The sequence below is a fragment of the Geobacillus sp. Y412MC52 genome, assembly GCF_000174795.2.
Lineage (GTDB): Bacteria > Bacillota > Bacilli > Bacillales > Anoxybacillaceae > Geobacillus > Geobacillus thermoleovorans.
The window spans coordinates 2,792,674-2,814,280 of sequence record NC_014915.1; the positions used below are offsets into that span (position 1 = coordinate 2,792,674).

The 21,607-nt window shown below is 54.2% G+C and carries 23 protein-coding genes, 1 riboswitch and 3 other annotated features; of the genes, 4 read left to right on the top strand and 19 right to left on the bottom strand.

All coding sequences use genetic code 11. The features are described 5' to 3' along the window. Positions 1-7: 7 nt before the first annotated feature. The gene (locus GYMC52_RS13715; RefSeq protein ID WP_013524285.1) at positions 8-1,288 is read left to right on the top strand and encodes an alkaline phosphatase; all 1,281 of its coding nucleotides are present in this window, start codon (positions 8-10) and stop codon (positions 1,286-1,288) included. A gap of 311 nt (positions 1,289-1,599) precedes the next feature. Here GYMC52_RS13715 and crcB (GYMC52_RS13720) read toward each other — a convergent pair whose 3' ends face one another. The 3 genes from crcB (GYMC52_RS13720) to modA form a co-directional block, all read right to left on the bottom strand. Continuing rightward, complete coding sequence (gene crcB, locus GYMC52_RS13720) at positions 1,600-1,950, bottom strand: fluoride efflux transporter CrcB (protein ID WP_013524286.1); 351 nt, start codon at positions 1,948-1,950, stop codon at positions 1,600-1,602. Further along, the gene (crcB, locus tag GYMC52_RS13725) at positions 1,950-2,339 is read right to left on the bottom strand and encodes a fluoride efflux transporter CrcB (RefSeq protein WP_013524287.1); all 390 of its coding nucleotides are present in this window, start codon (positions 2,337-2,339) and stop codon (positions 1,950-1,952) included. The genes crcB (GYMC52_RS13720) and crcB (GYMC52_RS13725) overlap by 1 nt, the downstream gene beginning before the upstream one ends. Positions 2,340-2,384: 45 nt before the next feature. Further along, positions 2,385-2,447: riboswitch (Fluoride riboswitch) on the bottom strand. A gap of 48 nt (positions 2,448-2,495) precedes the next feature. Continuing rightward, the gene (gene modA, locus GYMC52_RS13730; protein WP_013524288.1) at positions 2,496-3,287 is read right to left on the bottom strand and encodes a molybdate ABC transporter substrate-binding protein; all 792 of its coding nucleotides are present in this window, start codon (positions 3,285-3,287) and stop codon (positions 2,496-2,498) included. Between the two features lie 135 nt (positions 3,288-3,422). Here modA and GYMC52_RS13735 point away from each other — a divergent pair, with 135 nt between their 5' ends. Next, positions 3,423-4,346, top strand: a complete 924-nt coding sequence (locus tag GYMC52_RS13735; RefSeq protein ID WP_013524289.1) for a helix-turn-helix transcriptional regulator — start codon at positions 3,423-3,425, stop codon at positions 4,344-4,346. A 112-nt stretch (positions 4,347-4,458) separates the two neighbouring features. Here the strand turns inward: GYMC52_RS13735 and pheT are convergent, their stop codons facing one another. The 6 genes from pheT to GYMC52_RS13765 form a co-directional block, all read right to left on the bottom strand. Next, entirely contained in the window at positions 4,459-6,873 is a 2,415-nt protein-coding gene (gene pheT, locus GYMC52_RS13740; protein WP_013524290.1) for a phenylalanine--tRNA ligase subunit beta, read from the bottom strand. Between the two features lie 21 nt (positions 6,874-6,894). After that, positions 6,895-7,929, bottom strand: coding sequence for a phenylalanine--tRNA ligase subunit alpha (gene pheS, locus GYMC52_RS13745; RefSeq protein ID WP_013144536.1), 1,035 nt, complete (start codon positions 7,927-7,929; stop codon positions 6,895-6,897). Positions 7,930-8,029: 100 nt separating this feature from the next. Continuing rightward, positions 8,030-8,265 (bottom strand) — a binding site (T-box leader). Between the two features lie 55 nt (positions 8,266-8,320). Then, positions 8,321-8,692: a hypothetical protein gene (locus tag GYMC52_RS13750; protein WP_013524291.1), complete on the bottom strand. Its 372-nt coding sequence runs from the start codon at positions 8,690-8,692 to the stop codon at positions 8,321-8,323. Positions 8,693-8,733: 41 nt separating this feature from the next. Then, positions 8,734-9,489: a TrmH family RNA methyltransferase gene (locus tag GYMC52_RS13755; protein WP_013524292.1), complete on the bottom strand. Its 756-nt coding sequence runs from the start codon at positions 9,487-9,489 to the stop codon at positions 8,734-8,736. Then, positions 9,486-10,010: a peptide-methionine (S)-S-oxide reductase MsrA gene (msrA, locus tag GYMC52_RS13760; RefSeq protein ID WP_013144533.1), complete on the bottom strand. Its 525-nt coding sequence runs from the start codon at positions 10,008-10,010 to the stop codon at positions 9,486-9,488. The genes GYMC52_RS13755 and msrA overlap by 4 nt, the downstream gene beginning before the upstream one ends. A gap of 128 nt (positions 10,011-10,138) precedes the next feature. After that, complete coding sequence (locus GYMC52_RS13765; protein WP_013524293.1) at positions 10,139-10,882, bottom strand: HI0074 family nucleotidyltransferase substrate-binding subunit; 744 nt, start codon at positions 10,880-10,882, stop codon at positions 10,139-10,141. A gap of 127 nt (positions 10,883-11,009) precedes the next feature. Here GYMC52_RS13765 and sspI point away from each other — a divergent pair, with 127 nt between their 5' ends. Together sspI and GYMC52_RS13775 are read left to right on the top strand one after the other, a co-directional pair. Further along, on the top strand, positions 11,010-11,219 hold the full coding sequence (gene sspI, locus GYMC52_RS13770; protein WP_013524294.1) for a small acid-soluble spore protein SspI: 210 nt from the start codon (positions 11,010-11,012) through the stop codon (positions 11,217-11,219). Between the two features lie 195 nt (positions 11,220-11,414). Then, entirely contained in the window at positions 11,415-11,951 is a 537-nt protein-coding gene (locus tag GYMC52_RS13775; RefSeq protein ID WP_013144530.1) for a hypothetical protein, read from the top strand. A gap of 197 nt (positions 11,952-12,148) precedes the next feature. Here the strand turns inward: GYMC52_RS13775 and GYMC52_RS13780 are convergent, their stop codons facing one another. The 10 genes from GYMC52_RS13780 to GYMC52_RS13830 all read right to left on the bottom strand — a co-directional run bounded on the left by GYMC52_RS13780 (position 12,149) and on the right by GYMC52_RS13830 (position 21,533). Further along, positions 12,149-13,237 carry a M42 family metallopeptidase gene (locus GYMC52_RS13780; protein ID WP_013144529.1) on the bottom strand — a complete coding sequence of 363 codons (1,089 nt, stop codon included), beginning with the start codon at positions 13,235-13,237 and terminating at the stop codon, positions 12,149-12,151. A gap of 93 nt (positions 13,238-13,330) precedes the next feature. Further along, positions 13,331-13,816 carry a dUTP diphosphatase gene (locus GYMC52_RS13785; protein WP_011232188.1) on the bottom strand — a complete coding sequence of 162 codons (486 nt, stop codon included), beginning with the start codon at positions 13,814-13,816 and terminating at the stop codon, positions 13,331-13,333. A gap of 15 nt (positions 13,817-13,831) precedes the next feature. After that, entirely contained in the window at positions 13,832-14,083 is a 252-nt protein-coding gene (locus GYMC52_RS13790; protein ID WP_013524295.1) for a DUF1294 domain-containing protein, read from the bottom strand. A gap of 57 nt (positions 14,084-14,140) precedes the next feature. Then, positions 14,141-14,500 (bottom strand): 50S ribosomal protein L20, encoded by a 360-nt coding sequence (gene rplT / locus GYMC52_RS13795; protein ID WP_011232190.1) that lies wholly within the window; start codon positions 14,498-14,500, stop codon positions 14,141-14,143. A gap of 25 nt (positions 14,501-14,525) precedes the next feature. Further along, positions 14,526-14,726: a 50S ribosomal protein L35 gene (gene rpmI / locus GYMC52_RS13800; RefSeq protein WP_011232191.1), complete on the bottom strand. Its 201-nt coding sequence runs from the start codon at positions 14,724-14,726 to the stop codon at positions 14,526-14,528. A gap of 13 nt (positions 14,727-14,739) precedes the next feature. Further along, positions 14,740-15,261: a translation initiation factor IF-3 gene (gene infC / locus GYMC52_RS13805; protein WP_074044349.1), complete on the bottom strand. Its 522-nt coding sequence runs from the start codon at positions 15,259-15,261 to the stop codon at positions 14,740-14,742. A 56-nt stretch (positions 15,262-15,317) separates the two neighbouring features. Continuing rightward, positions 15,318-15,451 (bottom strand) — a sequence feature (ribosomal protein L20 leader region). A gap of 226 nt (positions 15,452-15,677) precedes the next feature. Then, positions 15,678-17,636 (bottom strand): threonine--tRNA ligase, encoded by a 1,959-nt coding sequence (gene thrS / locus GYMC52_RS13810; RefSeq protein ID WP_013524296.1) that lies wholly within the window; start codon positions 17,634-17,636, stop codon positions 15,678-15,680. Between the two features lie 59 nt (positions 17,637-17,695). After that, positions 17,696-17,926: a binding site (T-box leader), on the bottom strand. 45 nt (positions 17,927-17,971) lie between these two features. Beyond that, a complete protein-coding gene (ytxC, locus tag GYMC52_RS13820; RefSeq protein ID WP_011232194.1) occupies positions 17,972-18,847 on the bottom strand; it encodes a putative sporulation protein YtxC in 876 nt (291 codons plus the stop codon). Between the two features lie 347 nt (positions 18,848-19,194). Beyond that, positions 19,195-20,136 carry a primosomal protein DnaI gene (gene dnaI / locus GYMC52_RS13825; RefSeq protein WP_013144524.1) on the bottom strand — a complete coding sequence of 314 codons (942 nt, stop codon included), beginning with the start codon at positions 20,134-20,136 and terminating at the stop codon, positions 19,195-19,197. Positions 20,137-20,147: 11 nt separating this feature from the next. Then, the gene (locus GYMC52_RS13830; RefSeq protein WP_013524297.1) at positions 20,148-21,533 is read right to left on the bottom strand and encodes a replication initiation and membrane attachment family protein; all 1,386 of its coding nucleotides are present in this window, start codon (positions 21,531-21,533) and stop codon (positions 20,148-20,150) included. Between the last annotated feature and the right edge of the window lie 74 nt (positions 21,534-21,607).

The window sequence follows — 21,607 nt, forward strand, 5'->3', positions numbered from 1 at the left end:
GAGAACGATGTTCCAATCGAAACGCCGCACGGCTTTGCTCATCGCCGGGCTGAGCGCCGGACTGGCGCTGCATCAAGCCGGACAAGATGCATGGGCCGCCCCAGCGAAACAATCGAAGCCGTCTGAGGTGAAAAATGTCGTCCTTTTTGTCGGCGACGGCATGGGCACAGCGCATCGCAACGCCATTCGCCTTGCCACAAAAGGGATCGCTGGAGAATTGGAGATGGACGATATGCCATACAGCGGGCTTGTCCATACGAACTCCGCCGACTCGAAGTCATTCATCACCGACTCCGCTGCGGCGGCGACCGCGATCGCCTCAGGCGTGAAAACGTACAACGGCGCCATCTCTGTTGATCTGCAAAGAAAACCGGTGGAAACGATTTTGGAACAAGCAAAAAAAGCCGGCAAGGCAACAGGGCTTGTCACGACCGCCCAAGTGACGGACGCCACGCCGGCTGCGTTTGCCGCCCACACCGCCAATCGCTCTGCCCAAAGCGACATCGCCAAGCAATACATCGAACAAACGAAAGTGGATGTCATTTTGGGCGGCGGGGAAGATTACTGGTACCCTGCTGGAAATCCTGGCTATTACCCCGACCATCCAGCCGAAGATCCGGAAGAAGCAAGCAAAGGCACGCAAGGAAACTTGGTTGAACGCGCCAAGCAGCTCGGCTACACGTACGTCCGCACCGCCGATGAGCTGAAACAAGCGTCCGGCCGCAAGTTGCTTGGACTGTTTGCCAACGAAGAAATGTTCCAGCAGCGCCCCGAAGGAGAAGGAGATGTGTACAATCCCGTCGTGCCGCTGCCCGATATGACAAAAAAAGCGCTTGACGTGCTGTCGCAAAATAAAAAGGGCTTTTTCCTCGTTGTCGAAGAAGAAGCCATTGATGAAATGAGCCATGAAAACAACGGATCGCTCATGATCAAAGCGGGCCAGCAGCTTGACGAAGCGGTCGCCGTAGCGAAACAGTACGCCAAGCGCCATCGGGATACGCTCGTCCTCGTGCTCGCCGACCATGAATGCGGCGGCTTGACGATCGAAACGCCGGGCGGCACGGATGAGTCGGGAGACGGCAAAACGATCTCCGGCGAAGACGGCCCGTTTCCAATCGCCCGCTCTATGCAAACGTTCGCCCTCGACTGGACGACAACGGGCCACACCGCCGCCGATGTGCCGCTGACTGCCATGGGCCCGGGAGCGGAGCGATTCACCGGCATTTATGAAAATACGCGCATTCATGACATTCTCGAAGAATTATTGTTTGGAAAAAGCAAAAGATAACGCCATCCGTGTTTCGAACGTTGTCCTTCATCGATCTCCGTTTCCCCGCGAACAAATCGTTTGCGGGGAAGATTTTTCTATCCATTCATCCATACTGATTGCCTAGAAGGGCGGTGAAAAAACAATCATTCCTGCAAATCGGTCATTTTTGATCAAAGAGAAAAACAGATTTTACAAGGCTTATCAAATTGAAAAACACTGTTGTTGATTCACATTTTTCATTCAATCACCAGCCCTCTAAAAGCAAGCCAAGAACGTTCTTTTTCACAATCAACTAATTAAGAAACAATGCTTGTTTTTCGGCGCTGCAGTCACCGCCCCACGTGATAGCCAAGCCACGCGAGCCACACGCCACACAAATACGTAGCCGCCAAATAAACGACAACCTTCGCCCATTGGCGTTGCTGCATCATTTGCACGCTTTCCCATTTTAAGGTCGAAAACGTGGTGAACGCGCCCATAAAGCCCGTGCCGACAAGCAGTTTTGCGGCATCGGCGGCGCCGCTTCCAGCGAGCCAGCCGAGCAAGAAGGACCCAAGCAAGTTGACAATGAGCGTCCCTATGGGAAAACGCGGCGAACGCCGAGCCGCCCAGCGGCTGACGAGATAGCGGGCCATGGCGCCGAAAAAACCGCCGATCGCCACAAACAGCGGTGCGTACATTATCCAATCCCTTCCTTCCGTTCCGGTTGAGCGGCGGCATATCCAGCCCATGAGGCGAGCAACCCGCCAAACAGGCTGGCAGCGATATAAACGGCCGCCATGCCAAAGCGCCCTTGTTCCATCAATTCCACACATTCAACACTGAGCGTCGAAAACGTCGTATACGAGCCGACAAAGCCGGTTGTGACCGCGGTCTTCCACCATGGCGGCCATGCAGGGAGGCGGGTGAAGAAAACCGTGAGCCAGCTGAGCAAAAACGAGCCTGTCCAGTTGATGAAAAGCGTCCCGAGCGGAAAGCCGCCGACGGCGGCGGCGGGAACAACCAAACCGAGGCCATAGCGGACAAGCGCGCCGATCATGCCGGCTGCGCCGACAGCGAGATAGACCAATAAGGACCCCTCCTTCCAAAAATGAACAGACTCCTGCCGCATCCATCTGCAGCAGGAGTCATCAGCCGGAAGCCGGCGGTTATGGCGAACTCCATCGCCTATTCGATTGGCATCGCCTTTATTTTACCATATATCCCCTCCCGATGGGAAGCAGATTCAACGGCTTGGTCGGAACCCGTGTTGTTCGAATATTTGGAGCGCCTGTTCGCTCGTCAAATAATCATACAACTCCCGCGCCTCCTTGAGATGTTTGCTCGTCTTGACAACACCAAGCGGATAGATGATCGGGTCGTGCATGCCGCTTGGCACGGCGGCGGCGATCTTGACTTTGTCCGACACGAGCGCGTCCGTCCGGTACACAAACCCGGCGTCGACGTTGCCGGTTTCCACGTACGTCAGCACTTGACGAACGTCTTTCGCGTAAACGAGCTTCGCTTTCACCTGCTCCCACAGCCCCGCCTTTTCGAGCGTTTGTTTGGCGTACATGCCGGCCGGCACTGACTCGGGGATGCCGATCGCCACTCGTTTGGCGCGGGTGATGTCATCGAGCGACTGAATCGCCCCTTCTCCTTGTTTCGGAACGATGAGCACCAGCTCGTTGGCGAGCACGGTTTTTTCGTGTTTGGAATCGATCAGCCCTTCCTTTTTCAGTTCCTCAAATGGCTCGGCAGCCGCGGAGAAAAAGAGATCGACCGGCGCCCCTTCGGAAATTTGTTTTTGCAAGGCGCCCGACGCGCCAAAATTATATTGGATGCGGATGTTCGGGTGCTTTCGTTCAAACGCCGTTTTCGCTTCTTCCAGCGCTTCTTGCAGGCTGGCGGCGGCGGAGATGGTGAGCTCCACTTTGTCCGCCGATTTCGTTTGCCCAGCCCCCTCTTTCGAACCGCTGTCGCAGCCATACAAGCCGAACAACAAGACCACCGCGACAAGCCATGCCATTTTTCGCATCTACATCCCCCTTATCTCCATTCAGATTTTTATATGTAATGATATCTAATTATAAATAATGATAACTAGTTAAAAAAGAAAAATTTTTTCACATCGCTCTCTTTGCGCTACAATGAAAGAAAGGAGGATGGCATGATGACGGAGCCGCGGTCATACACGATTGAAGAAATCGCTTCCTTATTAAAAGTGTCCAAACTAACGGTGTACGATTTAGTGAAAAAAGGGAAGCTGCCCACCTTTCGCGTCGGGCGGCAAATGCGGATCACCGCGGATGATCTCAAGCGGTACATCGACTGGCAAAAAGGGGAGGCAAGCACCGTTTTTTCCGCCGTTTCACGGCCGACCGAAACCGCCTTTCGCCCCATCATCATCAGCGGTCAAGATATGGCGCTCGATTTGCTTGGCGTCCATCTCGAGAAAGGCGGCTCTTATCAATCGCTTCGCACCTATACGAGCAGCCTCAACGGGTTGATTGCGCTGTACAAAGGGCAATGTGACATCGTCAGCGTGCATTTGTTTGACGGGCAAACGGGTGAGTACAACCGCCCCTACGTTGAAAAGCTGTTGACAGGCCATGCGTACATCATGGTGAACTTGATGCGCAGGCCAATCGGGTTTTACGTGCCAAAAGGCAATCCGCGCGGCATTCAAACGTTTAGCGACTTAGGAAGGAGCGACGTCGTGATCGTCAACCGGGAAAAAGGAGCGGGGGCGCGTGTGCTCTTGGATGAACAGCTGCGCCTGCATGGACTGTCACCGTCCGCTATTCGCGGCTATGAGCGCGAGGAGACAAGCCATTTGAGCGTCGCCTCCGCGGTGGCGGCGGGTCTCGCTGATGTCGGCATCGGCACGGAAAAAGTGGCGCGAATGGCCGGCGTCGAGTTCATTCCGCTGATGAACGAACAGTATGATGTCGTCATGTTGCGGACGCCGGAGAATGAATCGCTCATCGCTTCCGTGCTGGACGTGCTCCGCTCCGATTCGTTCCGCGCCGAACTCGAAGCGCTCAGCGGGTACGATGTGTCACAAACCGGGCGCATCATGGCCGAGTACGGCTGACAGGGCATCCGCCTTTGTTGGCATCCTTCGTTTTCTGAATCCGTTTGGAAACGAGCTCTCATCAAAAAAAGCTGTTCCAAAAGCGAGTCGCTTTTTGGAACAGCTTTTCGTTTTACCCGCGCAGCACCGCGCCAAATTGTTTCTCGACTGCGGCGAGCACCCGCTCGTGGACGGCGGCGACTTCTTCATCCGTGAGCGTCCGCTCCGGATCGTAGTAGCGGAGCGAGAAGGCGAGCGATTTTTTCCCGTCCGGCAGGCGGTCGCCTTTGTAGACGTCAAAGAGGGAGACGTCTTTGACAAGCGGTTTCCCGGCTTCTTCGATCGCTTGCTTGAGGGCGCCGGCTTCGACGTTTTCATCGACGACCAAGGCAATGTCGCGCACGACGGACGGGAAGCGCGGAATCGGCTCGTAGCGGATCGCTTCGCTTTCGGCGTTCAACAGATCGGTTAAAGCGAGCTCGAACACGTACGTTTCTTTCAAATCGTACTCTTTTTGCACGGCCGGATGGAGCTGGCCGACAAAGCCGATGACCCGGCCGTCAAGCACAATGTCCGCCGTCCGTCCCGGATGCAAATCGGCGCGCTTGGCCGGTTTGTATTCGATGCGGGCGGCAAGTCCAAGCAAGTCAAACAGGCCATCCAAAATCCCTTTGGCAACGTAAAAATCAACGGCCTTTTTCTCGCCTTGCCACAAATGGGCGTGCCATAAGCCGGTGAGAACGCCGGCAAGCCGCTCTTTTTCCGCCGGTTGGACGTGTTCTCCTTTGGACAAGTAGACAGAGCCGATTTCGTACAAGGCGACGTCCTCGACTTGGCGGGCGCGGTTGTAGCTCGCCGCTTCGAGCAGATGCGGAATCAAGCTTTGCCGAAGAACGCTCCGCTCTTCGCTCATCGGCAGCGCCAAGCGGATCGGTTCGGCCGTCTCGAGCGCGAAGCGCGTCGCTTTGTCCGGGCTCGTCAACGAATACGTGATGGCTTGGAACAAGCCGGTTCCTTCCAAATAGCGGCGGACGCGGCGGCGCTTCGCTTGATGCGGCGTGAGCCCGCCCGGTTTCGCCTCAGCCACCGGCAGCGTCGCCGGCAGGCGGTCGTAGCCGTACAAACGGGCGGCTTCTTCAATGATATCTTCTTCAATCGCAATGTCGCGCCGGCGCGACGGGACGTGGATCGTGAACGTTCCGTTGTCTTCCGTAAACGGAAATTGCAAGTTCGAAAGAATCGCGGCCACTTCCTCTTTCGTCATCGCCGTGCCGAGGACGCCGTTGATGCGTTCGAGCGTGACCGTCACCACCACTGGGTCTTGGCGCCACACGCTCGCTTCGACGATGCCGCCGACGACCTCGCCGCCGGCGTATTCCGACATCAACGCCGCGGCGCGATCGAGCGCTTCTTTCGTCCGCGCTGGATCGATCCCTTTTTCAAATCGGGTGCTCGCCTCGCTGCGCAGCCCGTGGTCTTTCACAGCTTGGCGGATGATTGGGCTTGTAAAGTACGCCGCTTCAATGAACACGGTCGTCGTGTCGTCGCGCACTTCCGAATTCGCCCCGCCCATCACGCCGGCTAAGGCGACCGGCTCGCGGCCGTTGGTGATGACCAGGTGGTTCTCGGTCAGCTTCCGCTCGACATCATCAAGGGTGATGATCGTTTCGCCCGCTTTTGCACGGCGGACGACAATCTCCTTCGAACCGAGGCGGTCGTAGTCAAACGCATGAAGCGGCTGGCCGTACTCAAGCAAAATGTAGTTCGTAATGTCGACGACGTTGTTGTGCGGGCGAATGCCGGCCGCCATCAAACGCGCTTGCATCCAAAGAGGCGACGGGCCGATCCGGACGTTTTTCACAATCCGCCCGGCGTACAGCGGATTGTCTTCCGGCGCCTCAACGCGGACGGAAATGTATTCATGGACATGTTCGCTGTTTTCCTTGACCGCCGCTTCCGGCAGTTTTACATCGCGGCCGAGAATGGCGGCGACTTCATAGGCGACGCCGATCATGCTTAAACAGTCGGCGCGGTTTGGTGTCAAGGCGAGCTCTAACACTTCGTCATGCAAGCCGAGCCACTCGAGCGCATCGGCGCCGACCGGCGCGTCGCTTGGAAAGACGAAAATGCCGTCCGCGTATTCTTTCGGCACGACTTTCGTTTCGACGCCAAGCTCTTGGAGCGAACAAATCATGCCGTTCGATTCTTCGCCGCGCAACTTCGCCCGTTTGATTTTAAAGTTGCCCGGCAGCACCGCCCCGACTTTGGCGACCGCGACTTTTTGCCCTTTGGCGACGTTCGGGGCGCCGCAAATGATTCGCACCGGCTCGCCTTCGCCGAGATCGACGAGGCATTTCCGCAGTTTATCCGCGTTCGGGTGCGGCTCGCACTCGAGCACATGACCGATGACAACGCCGTTCATCCCGCGGTCAAGCGCCTCGACCCGCTCGACTTCAATGCCGCTTTTCGTAATCCGCTCCGCGAGCTCTTTGGCGGTGATGCCCGTCAAATCGACGTATTCCCCTAGCCAACGGTAAGAAACGAGCATTCCCAACTCCTCCTTTTTCTGTTACACACGCAAAAATTGCCGCAAGAAACGTAGATCGTTTTGATAGAAATGGCGGATGTCATCAATGCCGTATTTCAGCATCGCGATCCGCTCCGGCCCCATGCCGAACGCGAAGCCGGTGTACGTTTTCGAATCAAAACCGGCCATCTCAAGCACGTTCGGATGAACCATGCCGGCTCCTAAAATTTCGATCCAACCGGTGCCTTTGCAGACGCCACAGCCCCGCCCTTCGCAGCGGAAGCAGGACACATCGACTTCGACCGATGGTTCCGTGAACGGGAAAAAGCTCGGCCGGAAGCGGATGTCGCGCCCTTCCCCGAACAGCTTGCGGGCAAATTCGCGCAGCGTCCCTTTCAAATCGCTCATCCGGATGTTCCGGTCAACAACCAATCCTTCAATTTGCGTAAACTGGTGCGAATGCGTCGCATCATCGGTGTCGCGGCGATACACTTTGCCCGGGCAAATGATTTTCACTGGACCGCGCCCGCGGTGCTTTTCCATCGTCCGCGCCTGCATCGGCGACGTATGGGTGCGAAGCAAAATCTCTTCCGTGATGTAAAACGAATCTTGCATATCGCGGGCCGGATGGCCTTTCGGCAAGTTGAGCGCCTCAAAGTTGTAATAGTCGGTCTCCACTTCCGGCCCTTCGGCGACCGTATAGCCCATGCCGATAAACAAGTCTTCAATTTCTTCAATGACACGCGTCAGCGGATGCGGGTTGCCAAGACTCACAGGCCGGCCCGGCAGCGTCACATCAATCGCCTCGGCAGCCAGCTTCCGCTCCACTTCCTCCTGTTCCAGTTTCGCTTGTTTCGCTTCCAGCGCCTGTTGGATGGCCTCTCTTACTTCATTGGCAAGCGCGCCGATTTTCGGGCGCTCTTCCGGCGGCAATGCCCCCATGCCGCGCAGCACTTCGGTGATCGGCCCTTTTTTGCCTAAATAGGCGACGCGCACGTCGTTTAGCATTCTTAAGTCGCGGGCTTGGCCGATTTGTTCGAGCGCCTGGCGTTTCAGCTCGTACAGCCGTTCTTTCACATCAATCCCTCCTCATTTCAGTTGAACGCTCTCCCACTTACGCTCACGCGTAGAAGCGGGGGGCTTCTCGGTTTAAGATGATAAAAAAAACCCGCCCCCGGTAAGGGACGAGTTGTTGCTCGCGGTACCACCCTTGTTAACAGCCGAAATGCGCTGTTCACTTCATTGCGATAACGGCCGAAAGCCGGAACACCTTTACATCCCTCGTCGGGATGGTCCCGGTGTCAACTCAGGAGGTGAACTTCACTTGCGTCGGCCATAAAAACGCTCCCAGTCTATGGCGTTTTCTCCCTGGATGGCGAACAGCAAGCTACTTTTCTCCGTCATCGTTGTTGTCCGTATGGGAAATTGTCGCTATTCATTATACGCAAATGAGTGGGCAAAGGCAAGGTCAGGCCGAAATTTCTTTGCGCAGCTCATCGATTTCCGCTTCCTGTTCAATCGAGCGGATGGCAAGGCGCTCCATAATTTTTTCCTGCCGCACTTGCCCTCCCTTGAGCGCGGCGACATCTTTTTTGACCCCCAACATGTCCTTTTTCATAGCGTCCATGTCTTTTTTCATCGCATCCATGTCTTTTTTCATCGCATCCATGTCTTTTTTCATCGCCTCAACATCACTTTGGATGCGATCGACTTTGTCTTCGAGTTGTTTCACGCTTCCTTGCAGCTTGACGATATCCATGCGCATTTGTTCGATGTAGACCCCTTGAACATCAAGACGCTCAAGCACAGCGTTCAATAACGCCCGCAGTTCGCCATCCATCCGTCTCCGCCCCCCTTGTCCTATTGATTTTCCATTCTATTTTACCGCACCGCCTGCAAGGAATAAAGCAAAATTCCGGCCGCAACGGCGACGTTCAGCGACTCGGCGCGGCCGTAAATCGGGATGTACACGTTCTCTGTCGTTAGGCGCAGCAGGTCGGGTCGGACGCCGCTTCCTTCATTGCCGAAGAGCAAGGCGAACGAAGGCGATTGTGGAACGGTGCGGTAATCGACGGCGTTCTCCAAGGCGGTGCCGTACACCGGAATGCCCTGCTCCTTGAAACGCGCGATCCATTGTGCCAGATCGCCTTTGACAACCGGAAGGTGAAACAGCGACCCTTGCGTCGCCCGCACCACTTTCGGATTGTACAAGTCGGCGCATCCCTCACCGAGGATGACGGCATCGATCCCAGCGGCATCGGCGGTGCGGATCATCGTCCCAAGATTGCCCGGATCTTGCACGGCGTCAATCAGCAAGGCGGTCTTCACGCCTTCAAGCTCGGTCGACAGCTGCCGGCACACCGCGGCGATGCCTTGCGGCGTCTCCGTGCTGCTGATCGCCTTCATCACCGCTTCGGTCACGATCGTAACCGGGACACCTGTGACGTTCCAGCCGGGCGGGACAGCCGTCCGCTCATCAACGATCAGCTCGACAAGGGGCGCGTTGCTTTTTATGGCCTCTTCGACAAGATGAAACCCTTCAAGCAAAAACAATCCGGTCTCATCGCGCCCTTTTTTTGTCAGCAGCTTTTTCCATTGTTTGACGCGCGCATTTTTCGGCGATTCGATCCGCTTCACCGTTTCGTCCCCCAATGTTTGGCGATAAACTCATCGCGCCCGGACGCGGCGCGGTCTTGCTTGTAATGCTCCGGATTTTTCTTATGGTAGTTTTGATGATACTCTTCCGCCGGGTAAAACGTCGTCGCCGGCAAAATTTTCGTCACAATCGGCTTCGAGAAGCGCCCGCTTTCCTCGAGCGCCCGCTTTGACTGCTCGGCGAGCTGGCGCTGTTTTTCGTTATGGTAAAAAATCGCCGTCCGGTATTGCGGCCCGCGGTCGTGAAACTGGCCGCCGTCATCGGTCGGGTCGATTTGACACCAATACAGCTCCAAGAGCCGCTCATACGGAAAGACGTCCGGGTCGAAGGTGATTTGCACCGCTTCGTAGTGGCCGGTCGTGCCGGTTTTCACTTGCTCGTATGTCGGATTTTCCACATGTCCCCCTGTATAGCCGGAGACGATGCCGTAAATGCCATCGAGCTCCTCAAACGGCGTCACCATGCACCAAAAGCAGCCGCCGGCGAATGTCGCTTTTTCCATTGTGTCGTCACCTCATGCGTCAAGTTTCTTCCTTTGATTATAGCAAAATGTGTGCCGTTGTCATCTTTCACGACCAAAGCCAAGTTCCTTCACAAAGCCAGGCTCGTTCCGTTCCGCACGCCGGCCGCTCATGTCGCTGAGTCAAGCCGTTGTTTCATTTCGTCAAGCAAGCGGTCAAACAGCGGGATATAGTGGATGCGAATGCGTTCGTAAATGTCCATTGCGGTTTCTTCGTCATACGTATGGGACGTCCGGTTGCGGTCTTCCAGCATGCGAAGCCATGTCTCTCCGTCTTGAATCAACCCTTCCCGAAACGCCTCGCGAATCGTTTTCCTCGGACTCGTCACTTCAGCGTATCCCTGATGCTCCAAATAAAGTTTCATCCATTTCCATGCTAGTTCGTACGTGAATTCAAAGCGTTGAATGGTCGCATCAACAACAAGGTCATCCGTTTGGGCGTCTCTTGCGGCACTTTGCCGGAGTTTGGAGAGCGCCCGTTCGAAATCGTAAAATCGATCCATCAGCCGGCTCATTGTGACCATCACCTTCCCGTGCTCGTTCGTTTGAAAAATCGTCTTTCCTTCTTGGTCAATATTCATTTTTAGCTGTTCGTTGTGAATTTGATTGTAATCAACAACATCGATCGAATAAATGATCGGAAGTTCATCCAAGTCCGATTGCAGGAGGTACAGCGGGCCTCCCGGTTTTCGAAATTTGATCGCCAAATCGATATCCGATCCTTCCTTGTAATCGCCTCGTGCTCTTGAGCCGAACAAAATGACTTTTTCAATGACATCAGCATAACGGGAAAATAGATGGAGCAGTTGGCGAAATACCGTTCGTTCCAATCCATAGAGCGGTTTCTCGTCCATCGTCGCCATCACTCATTTCGGTCTAGTTTTTCCTCTATTATACCATATACGAGAGCCGCTCCATGTATAAATCCGCCGCCATTGGCAAACGATAACGGTGTACAATACGGCCAACGAGGTGAGACAAATGGATTTGAACTTGCGGGAAGCCATTATGCACAACGTAGCCAACAACTCGAAAGAGCAGCTGGAACATACGATCGAAGATGCGATCCAACGAGGCGAGGAAAAATATTTGCCCGGCCTCGGTGTCCTCTTTGAAGCCATTTGGACGCATGCCAATGAGCAGCAAAAAGACATGATGCTCACAACACTCGAGCAGGCGGTTAAACAGTAACCGCCTGCTTTTTCTTGCTCTTTCGCCCAACGCTTCTCTGTTCAAAAAGATCGAATCTCCAGCCGTTTGAGGAAGATGCCACGAAATCATTTCTGTCGGGAACAACCTACCGCCTATGTGGTTTTTTAATTTTATGCTACAAATAACTAGAATCATAGGAATCAATATGATAAAATTCACAAAAAAGAGAAAGGAATGATAATTTTGAAAAAATGGGCGTCTCTCATTCTCTTCCTGTTCCTGTTTACCATCCCTTTCAGCGTGTCGGGCGCCAGTTCATCCGCTCTTACAGATGCTGTAAACAAGCAGTTTAAAGACACTTTGACTTACTACAAAAACGGCTCTGTCCAAATTCTAGACAGCATCACCACATCAGCTGAAGTAGCCGAAAACAACACGACCGAAGCGAAAACGGTGAAAGTCGTGTTGGCCCAAGGGAGCGAAATTCGGGACAGCATTTTCATTTTTCACACCAAACAAATTTTTTATTACGATGTTGATGGCCAAACCCTTCTAGACTCGGCTTCCCTCACCAAAAATGACGCCATCAAACAATTTGAGAAAAAGCATAAAAATGAACTAGGCAAAAAGCTGAGCCCGTTCTCCTTTACCATTCTGCTCGTTGCTTTGCTGCTGACCATCACGTTTCCGCCGCTTGCGGCCGTTCTGTTCTACGGCGATGCTTCCACATCGCATCGACATGCATCCAAAGCCGTAGGCCTAAAAGCTTGACTTTCCCTCCCACGTCCTTGCAGGGGAAAGCAGGGGAGAATCCATCTTTCGTGAAGCAGGTGCGGTTACGGGCACACTTGCCTCATCCACCTGAACCTCTCCACACGGCAACGCCCACAACCGCCCCGTCTGCCAAACAGGACCAGCTGGCTTCATGGGCATACTGCCAAAAACACCGGCCGAATCGGCCGGTGTTTTTATTCGTCAAACGTCAGTTGTTTCACTTTGTCGGCGTCAAGCCGTTTGATCACCTCAACAAGCAGCTTGACCGTGTTTTCGTAGTCGTCGCGGTGCAAAATGGCGGCGTGCGAGTGGATGTAGCGCGTCGGGATGGCAATCGTGAGCGACGGAACGCCGATGCCGGTTAAGTGAATCGCTCCCGCGTCCGTACCGCCGCCTGGCATGGCGTCAAAATGGTGCGGAATGTTCAGCTCTTCCGCCACTTCGATGACAAATTCGCGCAAGCCGCGGTGCGACACCATCGTTGCGTCGTACAAGACGATGTGCGGGCCGGCGCCGAGTTTGCCCATCGCTTCTTTTTCCGACACGCCCGGCGTATCGCCGGCAATGCCGACATCAACAGCAAACGCGATATCTGGCTGAATGAATTGGGCGGCCGTGCGCGCGCCGCGCAAGCCGACTTCTTCCTGCACCGTGCCGACGCCGTATACCGTGTTTGGATGGTCGACGCCTTTCAGCTGCTTGAGCACATCGATGGCGACCGCACAGCCGATCCGGTTGTCCCATGCTTTCGCGAGCAGCATTTTTTCATTGTTCAATACCGTAAATTCAAAATACGGCACGATCATATCGCCCGGGCGGACGCCCCACTCCATCGCTTCCTCGCGGCTTGTCGCGCCGATGTCGATGAACATATCTTTGATTTCCACCGGTTTTTTGCGCGCCTCCGGCGGCAGAATGTGCGGCGGCTTCGAACCGATGACGCCGGTGATGTCGCCTTTTTTCGTCACGATCGTCACGCGCTGGGCGAGCATTACTTGGCTCCACCATCCGCCAAGCGTTTGGAAGCGGATGAATCCTTTGTCGTCGATTTGCGTCACCATAAAGCCGACTTCATCCAAATGGCCGGCGATCATCACTTTCGGCCCGCCCGATTTCCCTTCTTTTTTGGCGATCAAGCTGCCGAGGCCATCCGTTGTCACTTCATCCGCATACGGAGCTATGTATGTCTTCATCACATCGCGCGCTTCCCGCTCATTGCCCGGGACGCCTTTCGCATCGGTCAGCGCTTTCAGCATCGTCAACGTTTCGTCCAACTTCGCCATCTTGGCACCCCTTTCCGGTTTTGTCCACTTTTTTATTATACTTGAAAAGGCTGACGATTGGCAAAATGAATCATTCGCCACCCGAAAAAAAGATCAGTAGCGCTCGTTTTGCCGCTTGTGGTTCACTTCATTTTTCCGCCGATACGCCGCCTCGATGTCGTCGGAAGAAAAACCGAGCGCCACGCCAAGCCGCCAATACTCCGCAAACAGCGCATCATATTCCCCTCGCGCTCTCGTCTCCCCGAACCGCTCGGCGGCGCGAAACACGGCAAGAAACTGCTCGACAAGCGGCCGTCCCGCCGACGGAGCTTCGTTTTCTTCATAAAACAAGCCGCACTCCAGCCCGAGCGACAATAAAAAATGCAAGCCGTCAACATATTCCTCAAGCACTCGCTCGGCTGGCGCGGGCGGTTTGATGCTCCAAAATTTAAAGCAACGCGTCTCATTCGCGAGTTCACCCAGCTCCACAAGAAAGGCGAGCTGCTTGCGGGCAAACAAATCTTCCTCCATCAAGCCATGCTCCGTTTCAATGCGCCGATCCAACATGCGCTGCATATCGTAAAGCAAAGGCCAATTCATTCTCTCCTCCCCTTTCTACCTCATCCATCGCCAATAGAGAAACAGCTCCACCGCTGCCAACAGCGGCAAGCCATAGCCAAAAGCCCGATGGCGCGTTTTATGGCGAAACGTGTACATGCCCGCCATTGCCCCCAGAGCTCCGCCCAACCACGCCAGCAGCCAAAGCGTCCGCTCGGCGGTGCGAAAGCGGCGGCGCTTCGCCTTGTATTTGTCGACCCCCATCACGAAAAAAGCGAGAAGATTGATCGCTATCCCGTATTGTACCATATCGATCCCTTTCCTTGATAAGAAAATGGCCACCCTGATCAAGGATGGCCATCGTTGTTATTTATTCAAATTCGCTTTCGCCAAGTCGGCGAGTTGGGCGAACGCGGCTTGGTCGTTCACCGCCAAGTCGGCGAGCATTTTCCGGTTCACTTCCACGCCGGCCAGCTTCAAGCCGTGCATCAAACGGCTGTAGGACAAGCCATTTTGGCGAGCCGCTGCGTTGATGCGGACAATCCACAGTTTGCGGAAGTCGCGCTTCCGTTGACGGCGGTCGCGATACGCATACATGAGCGATTTCATCACTTGTTGGTTCGCGACTCTATATAATGCGTGTTTCGCGCCGAAATAGCCTTTTGCGAGTTTTAACACTTTTTTGCGACGTCTGCGCGTCACTGGTCCACCTTTTACGCGTGGCATAATCGTTCCCTCCTATAGTCGGTCGTTATTTCAAGTTGTCAAGCATTTGGCGGATGCGTTTGAAATCGCCAGGCGAGACAAGCGTCGCTTTGCGGAGATGACGCTTTTGTTTTTTCGTTTTATTGGCAAACAAGTGGCTCGTGTACGCGTGGCCGCGTTTTAATTTGCCGCTGGCCGTTTTTTTGAACCGTTTCGCCGAGCCGCGGTGAGTTTTCATTTTTGGCATCGCAGGTTCCTCCTTACTTGTTGTCGTTTTTCGGTGCGAGCACTAAAAACATGTTGCGCCCGTCCATTTTCGGCGCCGTTTCGACAACGGCAATGTCGGCGCACGCTTCCGAGAAGCGGTCAAGGACGCGCTGCCCAATTTCTTTATGGGTGATCGCCCGACCTTTAAAGCGGATCGTCGCCTTCACTTTATCGCCTTTTTCCAAAAACTTGCGCGCATTGCGCAGCTTCGTGTTGAAGTCATGCTCCTCGATCGTCGGGCTGAGGCGCACCTCTTTGACGTTGATCACTTTTTGTTTTTTGCGCGCTTCTTTCTCTTTCTTCTGCTGCTCGAAGCGGAATTTGCCGTAGTCCATGATGCGGCAAACGGGCGGTTTGGCGTTCGGCGCGACAAGCACAAGATCCAAGTTGCGTCTTGCCGCAATCTCAAGCGCCTCCTGCTTCGACTTGATGCCAAGCTGTTCGCCGTTTTGGTCGATCAAGCGCACTTCACGGGCACGAATTTGTTCGTTGATAATAAAATCTTTGCTAATAATGAGCCACCTCCAAGGTTTTTTCCGACTGGCTTGTTTGCCAGCAGAGCCCCACTTCCAGCCAAAAAAAAGCGCAGATGCACAAAGCACCCGCGCAGTACGTCCTTACACTCGCATTGACGAACCGTAACAACCTGCCAACAGCCGTCTTGGCGTCGGTCAGGTGAGAAGCGGGGTGCTTCTGCTTTTGTTACAAACAAGCAATCATTCCACTTTATACACTATACCACCTTGGCGATGGCATGTCAAGGAGCGGATCTTGATAAACACAACGCCCTTTATTATAGCGGATCAACATTCAATTGGCAAGAGAAAATCTTGTTCACGCCGCCATTTCTTTGAAAAACCGCCCATGACATGGGCCATCGCCACCGTTGCTTCCTTGTGGCGCTTGAACGTTTATGTCGCCTGTCAACGGTTTATTGCGCTTTCCCTAATCTTGTCCGTTTTTCCCGCACATCGTCAGCGAGCAAGGCCATAAACTCGTCAAGCCCCATCGTCCGGCTTTCTTTTTCTCCATAGCGGCGGACGTTGACCGCTCGCTCAGACACTTCTTTATCGCCGACAACGAGCATGTACGGGATTTTTTGCATTTGCGCTTCGCGGATTTTATAGCCGATTTTTTCGTCGCGCTCGTCGACTTCGACGCGGAAGCCGCGTTCTTTCAGCGTCCGCTGCACGTCATACGCGTAATCGAGGTGCGCCTCCGGCGACACGGGGATCACTTTGACTTGAACCGGGGCGAGCCATGTCGGAAACGCGCCTTTATACTCCTCGATGAGGAACGCGACAAACCGCTCCATCGTCGAGACGACGCCGCGATGGATGACGACCGGACGATGCGGCTTCCCATCCTCGCCAATGTACGTCAAATCAAAGCGCTCGGGCAACAGGAAGTCAAGCTGCACCGTCGAGAGCGTCTCGTCTTTGCCAAGCGCCGTGCGCACTTGCACATCGAGCTTCGGCCCGTAAAACGCCGCTTCCCCTTCCGCTTCGTAGTAGTCGAGGCCGAGCTCGTCCATGGCTTCCCGCAGCATGCGTTGGGCTTTTTCCCACATTTCATCGTCATCGTAATATTTTTCTTTGTCATGCGGATCGCGGTAAGACAAGCGGAACGAGTATTCCTCAATGCCGAAATCCTTATAGACTTCCAAAATCAAGTTGACGACGCGCTTGAACTCGTCTTTGATTTGGTCCGGGCGCACGAAAATGTGGGCGTCGTTGAGCGTCATGCCGCGGACGCGCTGCAGGCCGGTAAGCGCTCCAGACATTTCATAGCGGTGCATCGTGCCGAGCTCGGCGATGCGGATCGGCAGCTCGCGGTAGCTGTGCAGCTTGCTTTTGTAAATCATCATATGGTGCGGGCAGTTCATCGGACGAAGCACAAGTTCTTCGTTGTCCATCTCCATCGGCGGGAACATGTTTTCTTTGTAATGGTCCCAATGGCCCGATGTCTTGTACAGCTCGACGCTGCCGAGCACCGGTGTGTAGACATGATCGTATCCGAGCGCCACTTCTTTGTCGACGATGTACCGTTCGATAATGCGGCGGATCGTCGCTCCTTTCGGCAGCCATAGCGGCAAGCCTTGTCCGACTTGTTGCGATGTCGTAAACAGCTCAAGCTCTTTGCCGAGCTTCCGGTGATCGCGCTCTTTCGCTTCTTCAAGCAGGCGCAAATAACGATCCAAGTCTTCCTTTTTGAAAAAGGCCGTGCCGTAGATGCGCTGCAGCATTTTGTTGTTGCTGTCGCCGCGCCAGTAGGCCCCCGAGATGCTGAGCAGCTTGAACTCTTTGATTTTTCCAGTCGACGGCACGTGCACGCCGCGGCAAAGGTCGAAAAACTCGCCTTGCTCATAAATCGAAATCGGCTCGCCTTCCGGAATATCGGCGATCAACTCGAGCTTCAACTCATCGCCGATTTCTTCATACAGCCGGATGGCTTCTTCGCGGCTCACTTCTTTGCGGACGATGTCCAAATTTTCTTTGACAATCTTGCGCATTTCCGCTTCGATTTTCGGGAGGTCGTCTGGCGTCAGCTTATGCTCCATGTCGATATCATAGTAAAAGCCGTTTTCAATGACCGGACCGACGCCGAGCTTGACGTTGCCATACAGCCGCTTGATCGCCTGCGCCATTAAGTGGGCGGTGCTATGGCGCAAAATGTCAAGCGCCTCCGGCATGTCTTGGGTAATGATGACAAGCTCGCCATCTTCGTGAAGCGGCGTGCGCAAATCAACGAACCGGCCGTTCAGTTTGCCGGCGATCGCTTTTTTCTTCAGCCCCGGGCTGATCGAGGCAGCGACGTCTTCCGTCGTCGTCCCCTTCGGAAACTCCTTTTCCGCCCCATCTGGGAACGTGATGCGAATGACGTCTGGCATCGGCAATCACTCCTTTGTCATGATGATGAAAATGGAAAAATAAAAAAACTCCTCCCTCCTAAAGGGACGAGTTTTCATCGTGGTTCCACCCTTCTTCCCATGGCAACGCCTCGCCATGCCATGGCTCAACAAGAATAACGGTCGTCCACCGGCGGCAACTACTGGGCGTTGCGTTCGCTGCCGCAGCTCTGAGGGGGTAAGCGCATTTTTCGTGTTAGGAAGGTTCCAGCCGCTGCCTTCCCTCTCTGGAAACCGTAAAAATGCGCCCATGTCCTCGTCATCGCTTGTATTCATCCATATTCATGACGTCATTATAGCGAAAACAGCAGGAAAAATCAAGCTTCTCCCCCATTTCCAGCGTTGGCGGCAAACAAGCGGGAAAAATCGGCGCGGCGGCAGACGATCAGCCGTTCTTGAAACACGTTTTGCAGTGTCTGCACCATGCCGTCATCCGGATGATCGGTGTACAGCTCAATTTCCGCCGGAGCGAGCGAGACAAGCGGAGCGAGCACCGATGCATCAATATACATCGGCTGGCTGAAGACGAGATGGCGGTCGATCAACTGTCTCACTTCCGCCGCCGACAGCTCCCGCCGCTCGCTGTCGTAAAATACGAAGTGCGGCGGATCGTGCACCAAATACAGGCGCGGCCATTGCGGCGTCCGGCCAGCCAGGCAGTCGCGCAGCATTTGCACAAAATTTTGATACTCCTGCTCCAGCTTGTATTCATCAATCGCCAGCTCGACATAATGTTGGAGGCGCTCCATATACGGCTTTAACCGGAACGTAACGAACGAAGAAAACGAAAATGACAAGCCGTCGCGCAAAAAGGAGGCAAAAGCGTCGCGCAACATCACGGTGCGCGAGGCGGCAAACGCCGCGCTTTTCCGGTAATCGCGCCGCTCGCCGTCCAAAAACGAATGAGCGAGGGCCAAAATTTGCTGCTGTTCTTCGACGTCGCGGAAATAAAAAACATTGGCAATGATGGATAGCAGCAGCCGGTCTTCCATCACCTCCTGCATAAACGCCGTCATCGCTGGGATGATATGCTCCTCAAGCACACGCTTCTCCTCGCCCTGTATGTAAACCGCCACGGTTTTGTTCCCGTCATAAGCGGCATGAAACAGCGGACCGTCATCCGGTTGCCGGTGATCTAGCAGCCCAACCAATTTTTCCGCCTCGCTTGCCTCGTCAAAATGGATTTCGATCACCCGCTGTCCCCCCTTTAGCCCGAAAGGAATGCTTGGTTTATATATATGGGGACAACGGGCTGTTTAGACTAAAAAACCACAAAGCTTAGCGGCGTTCATTGTTCGAGGAGAGGGTGCCCCAAAAGGATCGGGATACCCTTTCTTATTACCGTATACAGGCATAAAACAATTAAATAAGAAACAATATGTTGTGTTTTGTTTAAGGGAAATTACCCTTTTGGGTCAGACCCAGTCGGCAAACGAACCGCTTGCCGACTACGGCAGAAAAGCTAGAAACAGAACCTGCTCAACTAGTTTTTATGGGTTAATCAACATGCCTGTGCAAACGGCAACGTTTCAAATCGCCTTTATATATTTTGCTCGCGGCGGTTCGGTCCAGTGATTTCAATCGGATAGGCCAAATAGCGGATTCGCTCCATAATGCGCGCCGCCTTCACCTTCTCTTCTTCGCCGCGCTGCGAATACGTCAAATGATGGGCGAGCTGCTGCATATCAAAGTTCGACGTGAAAAACGTCGGCAAGTTTTCAAACATCCGGTATTGCAAGATCGGGCCAAACACATCATCGCGCACCCAGCTTGACATCGCCTCCGCCCCAAGGTCATCGAGCATCAGCACCGGCACTTTTTTGATATAATCAAGCTTTTCGTTCATCGTCTGGTCTTGAAGCGAATGTTTCATCTCACGAAACAGCTCGGGCACGTAGACGATCAGCGACGAAACGTTTCGCTTCGCCAGCTCGTTGGCGATCGCGGCGAGCAAATACGTTTTGCCCACCCCAAACGATCCGTGCAAATACAAGCCTTTCATTTTTTTCCCTGGCTCGTATTCCGCCACAAACCGCTCGGCAAATCGGATCGCTTTGATCCGCCCATCGTCATTGAGATCGACGTCAGAGAGCGAAGCACGCAAGATTTCGCGCGGCATGAACATGCTTTGAATGAGCGACTCTTGCCGTTTTCGCTCGTCATGCTGCACTTTTTTTGGGCAACGGTCGTACTCAACGTCGATCCTTCCACCGTTGACCACCAAATTTGGATGGTACCCCGGCAGCATGTTGTTGCATCGCTCAAGGCCCGGACATTGGCGGCAATTCCCGTGCTGCTCGATGAACTCATACAGCTTCATCAAGCTGCGGTCAACCGCATCGGCCGACAATTGCCGTTCGTGCGCCCGCAAAAACGGCTGCACGTCCGGATGCTCCAAAATGTAGCGTTTCATTTGTTCGTAGCGTTGTTTAAACCGTTGATTGCCAAGCAACCGCTGCAACAGGTGGTTTACTCGTTCCATGGCTTTTCCCTCTATGATTCATCACGGTATTTTTTCAGCCGTTCCTCAAGCTCTTTGCGCGCCTGTTCGACGTCAAAATCATCATCATCCGGCTGGCTGTAATCCATGTTCAGCCAGTCCGGGACGATTTCCGTGCGCACGACTTTGCGCACCGTCCGCGTCCCTTTTTCCTTTTCGTTCGCCCAGTTTTGGTATGTTTTCGCCTCTTCTTTCGCCAGTTCCATTGCTTCCTTCACGGTTTTCACCTTTTTGCGCGCCCAATGGCTGGCGATTTTTTCTACGTATTTTTTCGACAGCTTCATATTCGTCCGGAGCATGACATAATAAATGAGCACGTTGACAACTCCGGGGAGCAGCTGCTGCTGGAACATAATGTCTTCGATCAACTGCAAATCAGCAAGCGACGGCTCAGCGCCGCCTGAAATCTCTTTCAGCAGCTGGCGCGGGGAAATTGTTTCCAGCTGTTTCATTAGTTGCTCCTCTTTTGTGCGCGGTTCGATGTTTTCCATCGTCCGGTAGGCGAGCGGCTGCACTCGTTCGACGAGGCGCGGCTCGACACCGCCATGTTCGAGCTCATACCATTCGCGCGCCGCCCGGCGCAACGCGTCAATATCGATATGATATGCCGGATCGATGACGCCAAGGACCAGTTTTTGCATCTCAAGCGGCGGAATGCCGTATAAAAACGCCAGCTTTTTAATCGCTTCCTTCACTTTCGCTGTCACAGCCCGGCGCGGCACAAGCTGCTTGGACAGGCCGGCAAAAAACAGCTCAAAGTCGAATACACCATCATCGAGCACATACGACGCCTCATCCCGCCTGATGTGATCCTTCCCTTCAAGCAGCTCGGGCCCGGCTTCTTCGCTGAGGCCGGCGAAGATTTGTTCAGCGGGCACGGCCGAAAACACGTCGGAAAACGACCGCGTCACCTGGGTGAATTTCGTTTCATCAATGGACGGACGGGCAAAAAAGTTGCTCAGCTGGATAAACAAGTGGCGGCCGACTTGCCGGCGCAAAAAAACGCTCAACATCTCGTCGCGGAAAAACTGGTCTGGCGCCAGCGGCGGACGCAGCTCATAAAGAAACAGCTTCGGTTCATCCGCCTCTTTAGCGTGGACGTATGTGTCGAGCAGCCCGATTCCTTCGAGTTTCAACCGTTCGCTGTAAATGTCCGGCAGTCCGCACTGCATGAGCGCCATAAGCCGATGATGGGTCGCTTCCTGGCCGTCAAGCAGCTCAAGCTCCCCCCAAAGCGTCATATAAAGCGCCAACGCCCGGCAGCCGATGAGCGGCTGGTAAAGCAGCGTCAGCACTTTACGGTCCACCTCTTGCAACACCCCACGGCTTTGCACGGTATAACGGTCGACAGCAATCAGCTCTTTCCAATGGTGTTGCATCGCTCCGACCTTCCATTCCGCCGTATTCGTTTCAAACCGGCTCTCCCCTTTCCTGCCGAAAAGACGTTGAAAAA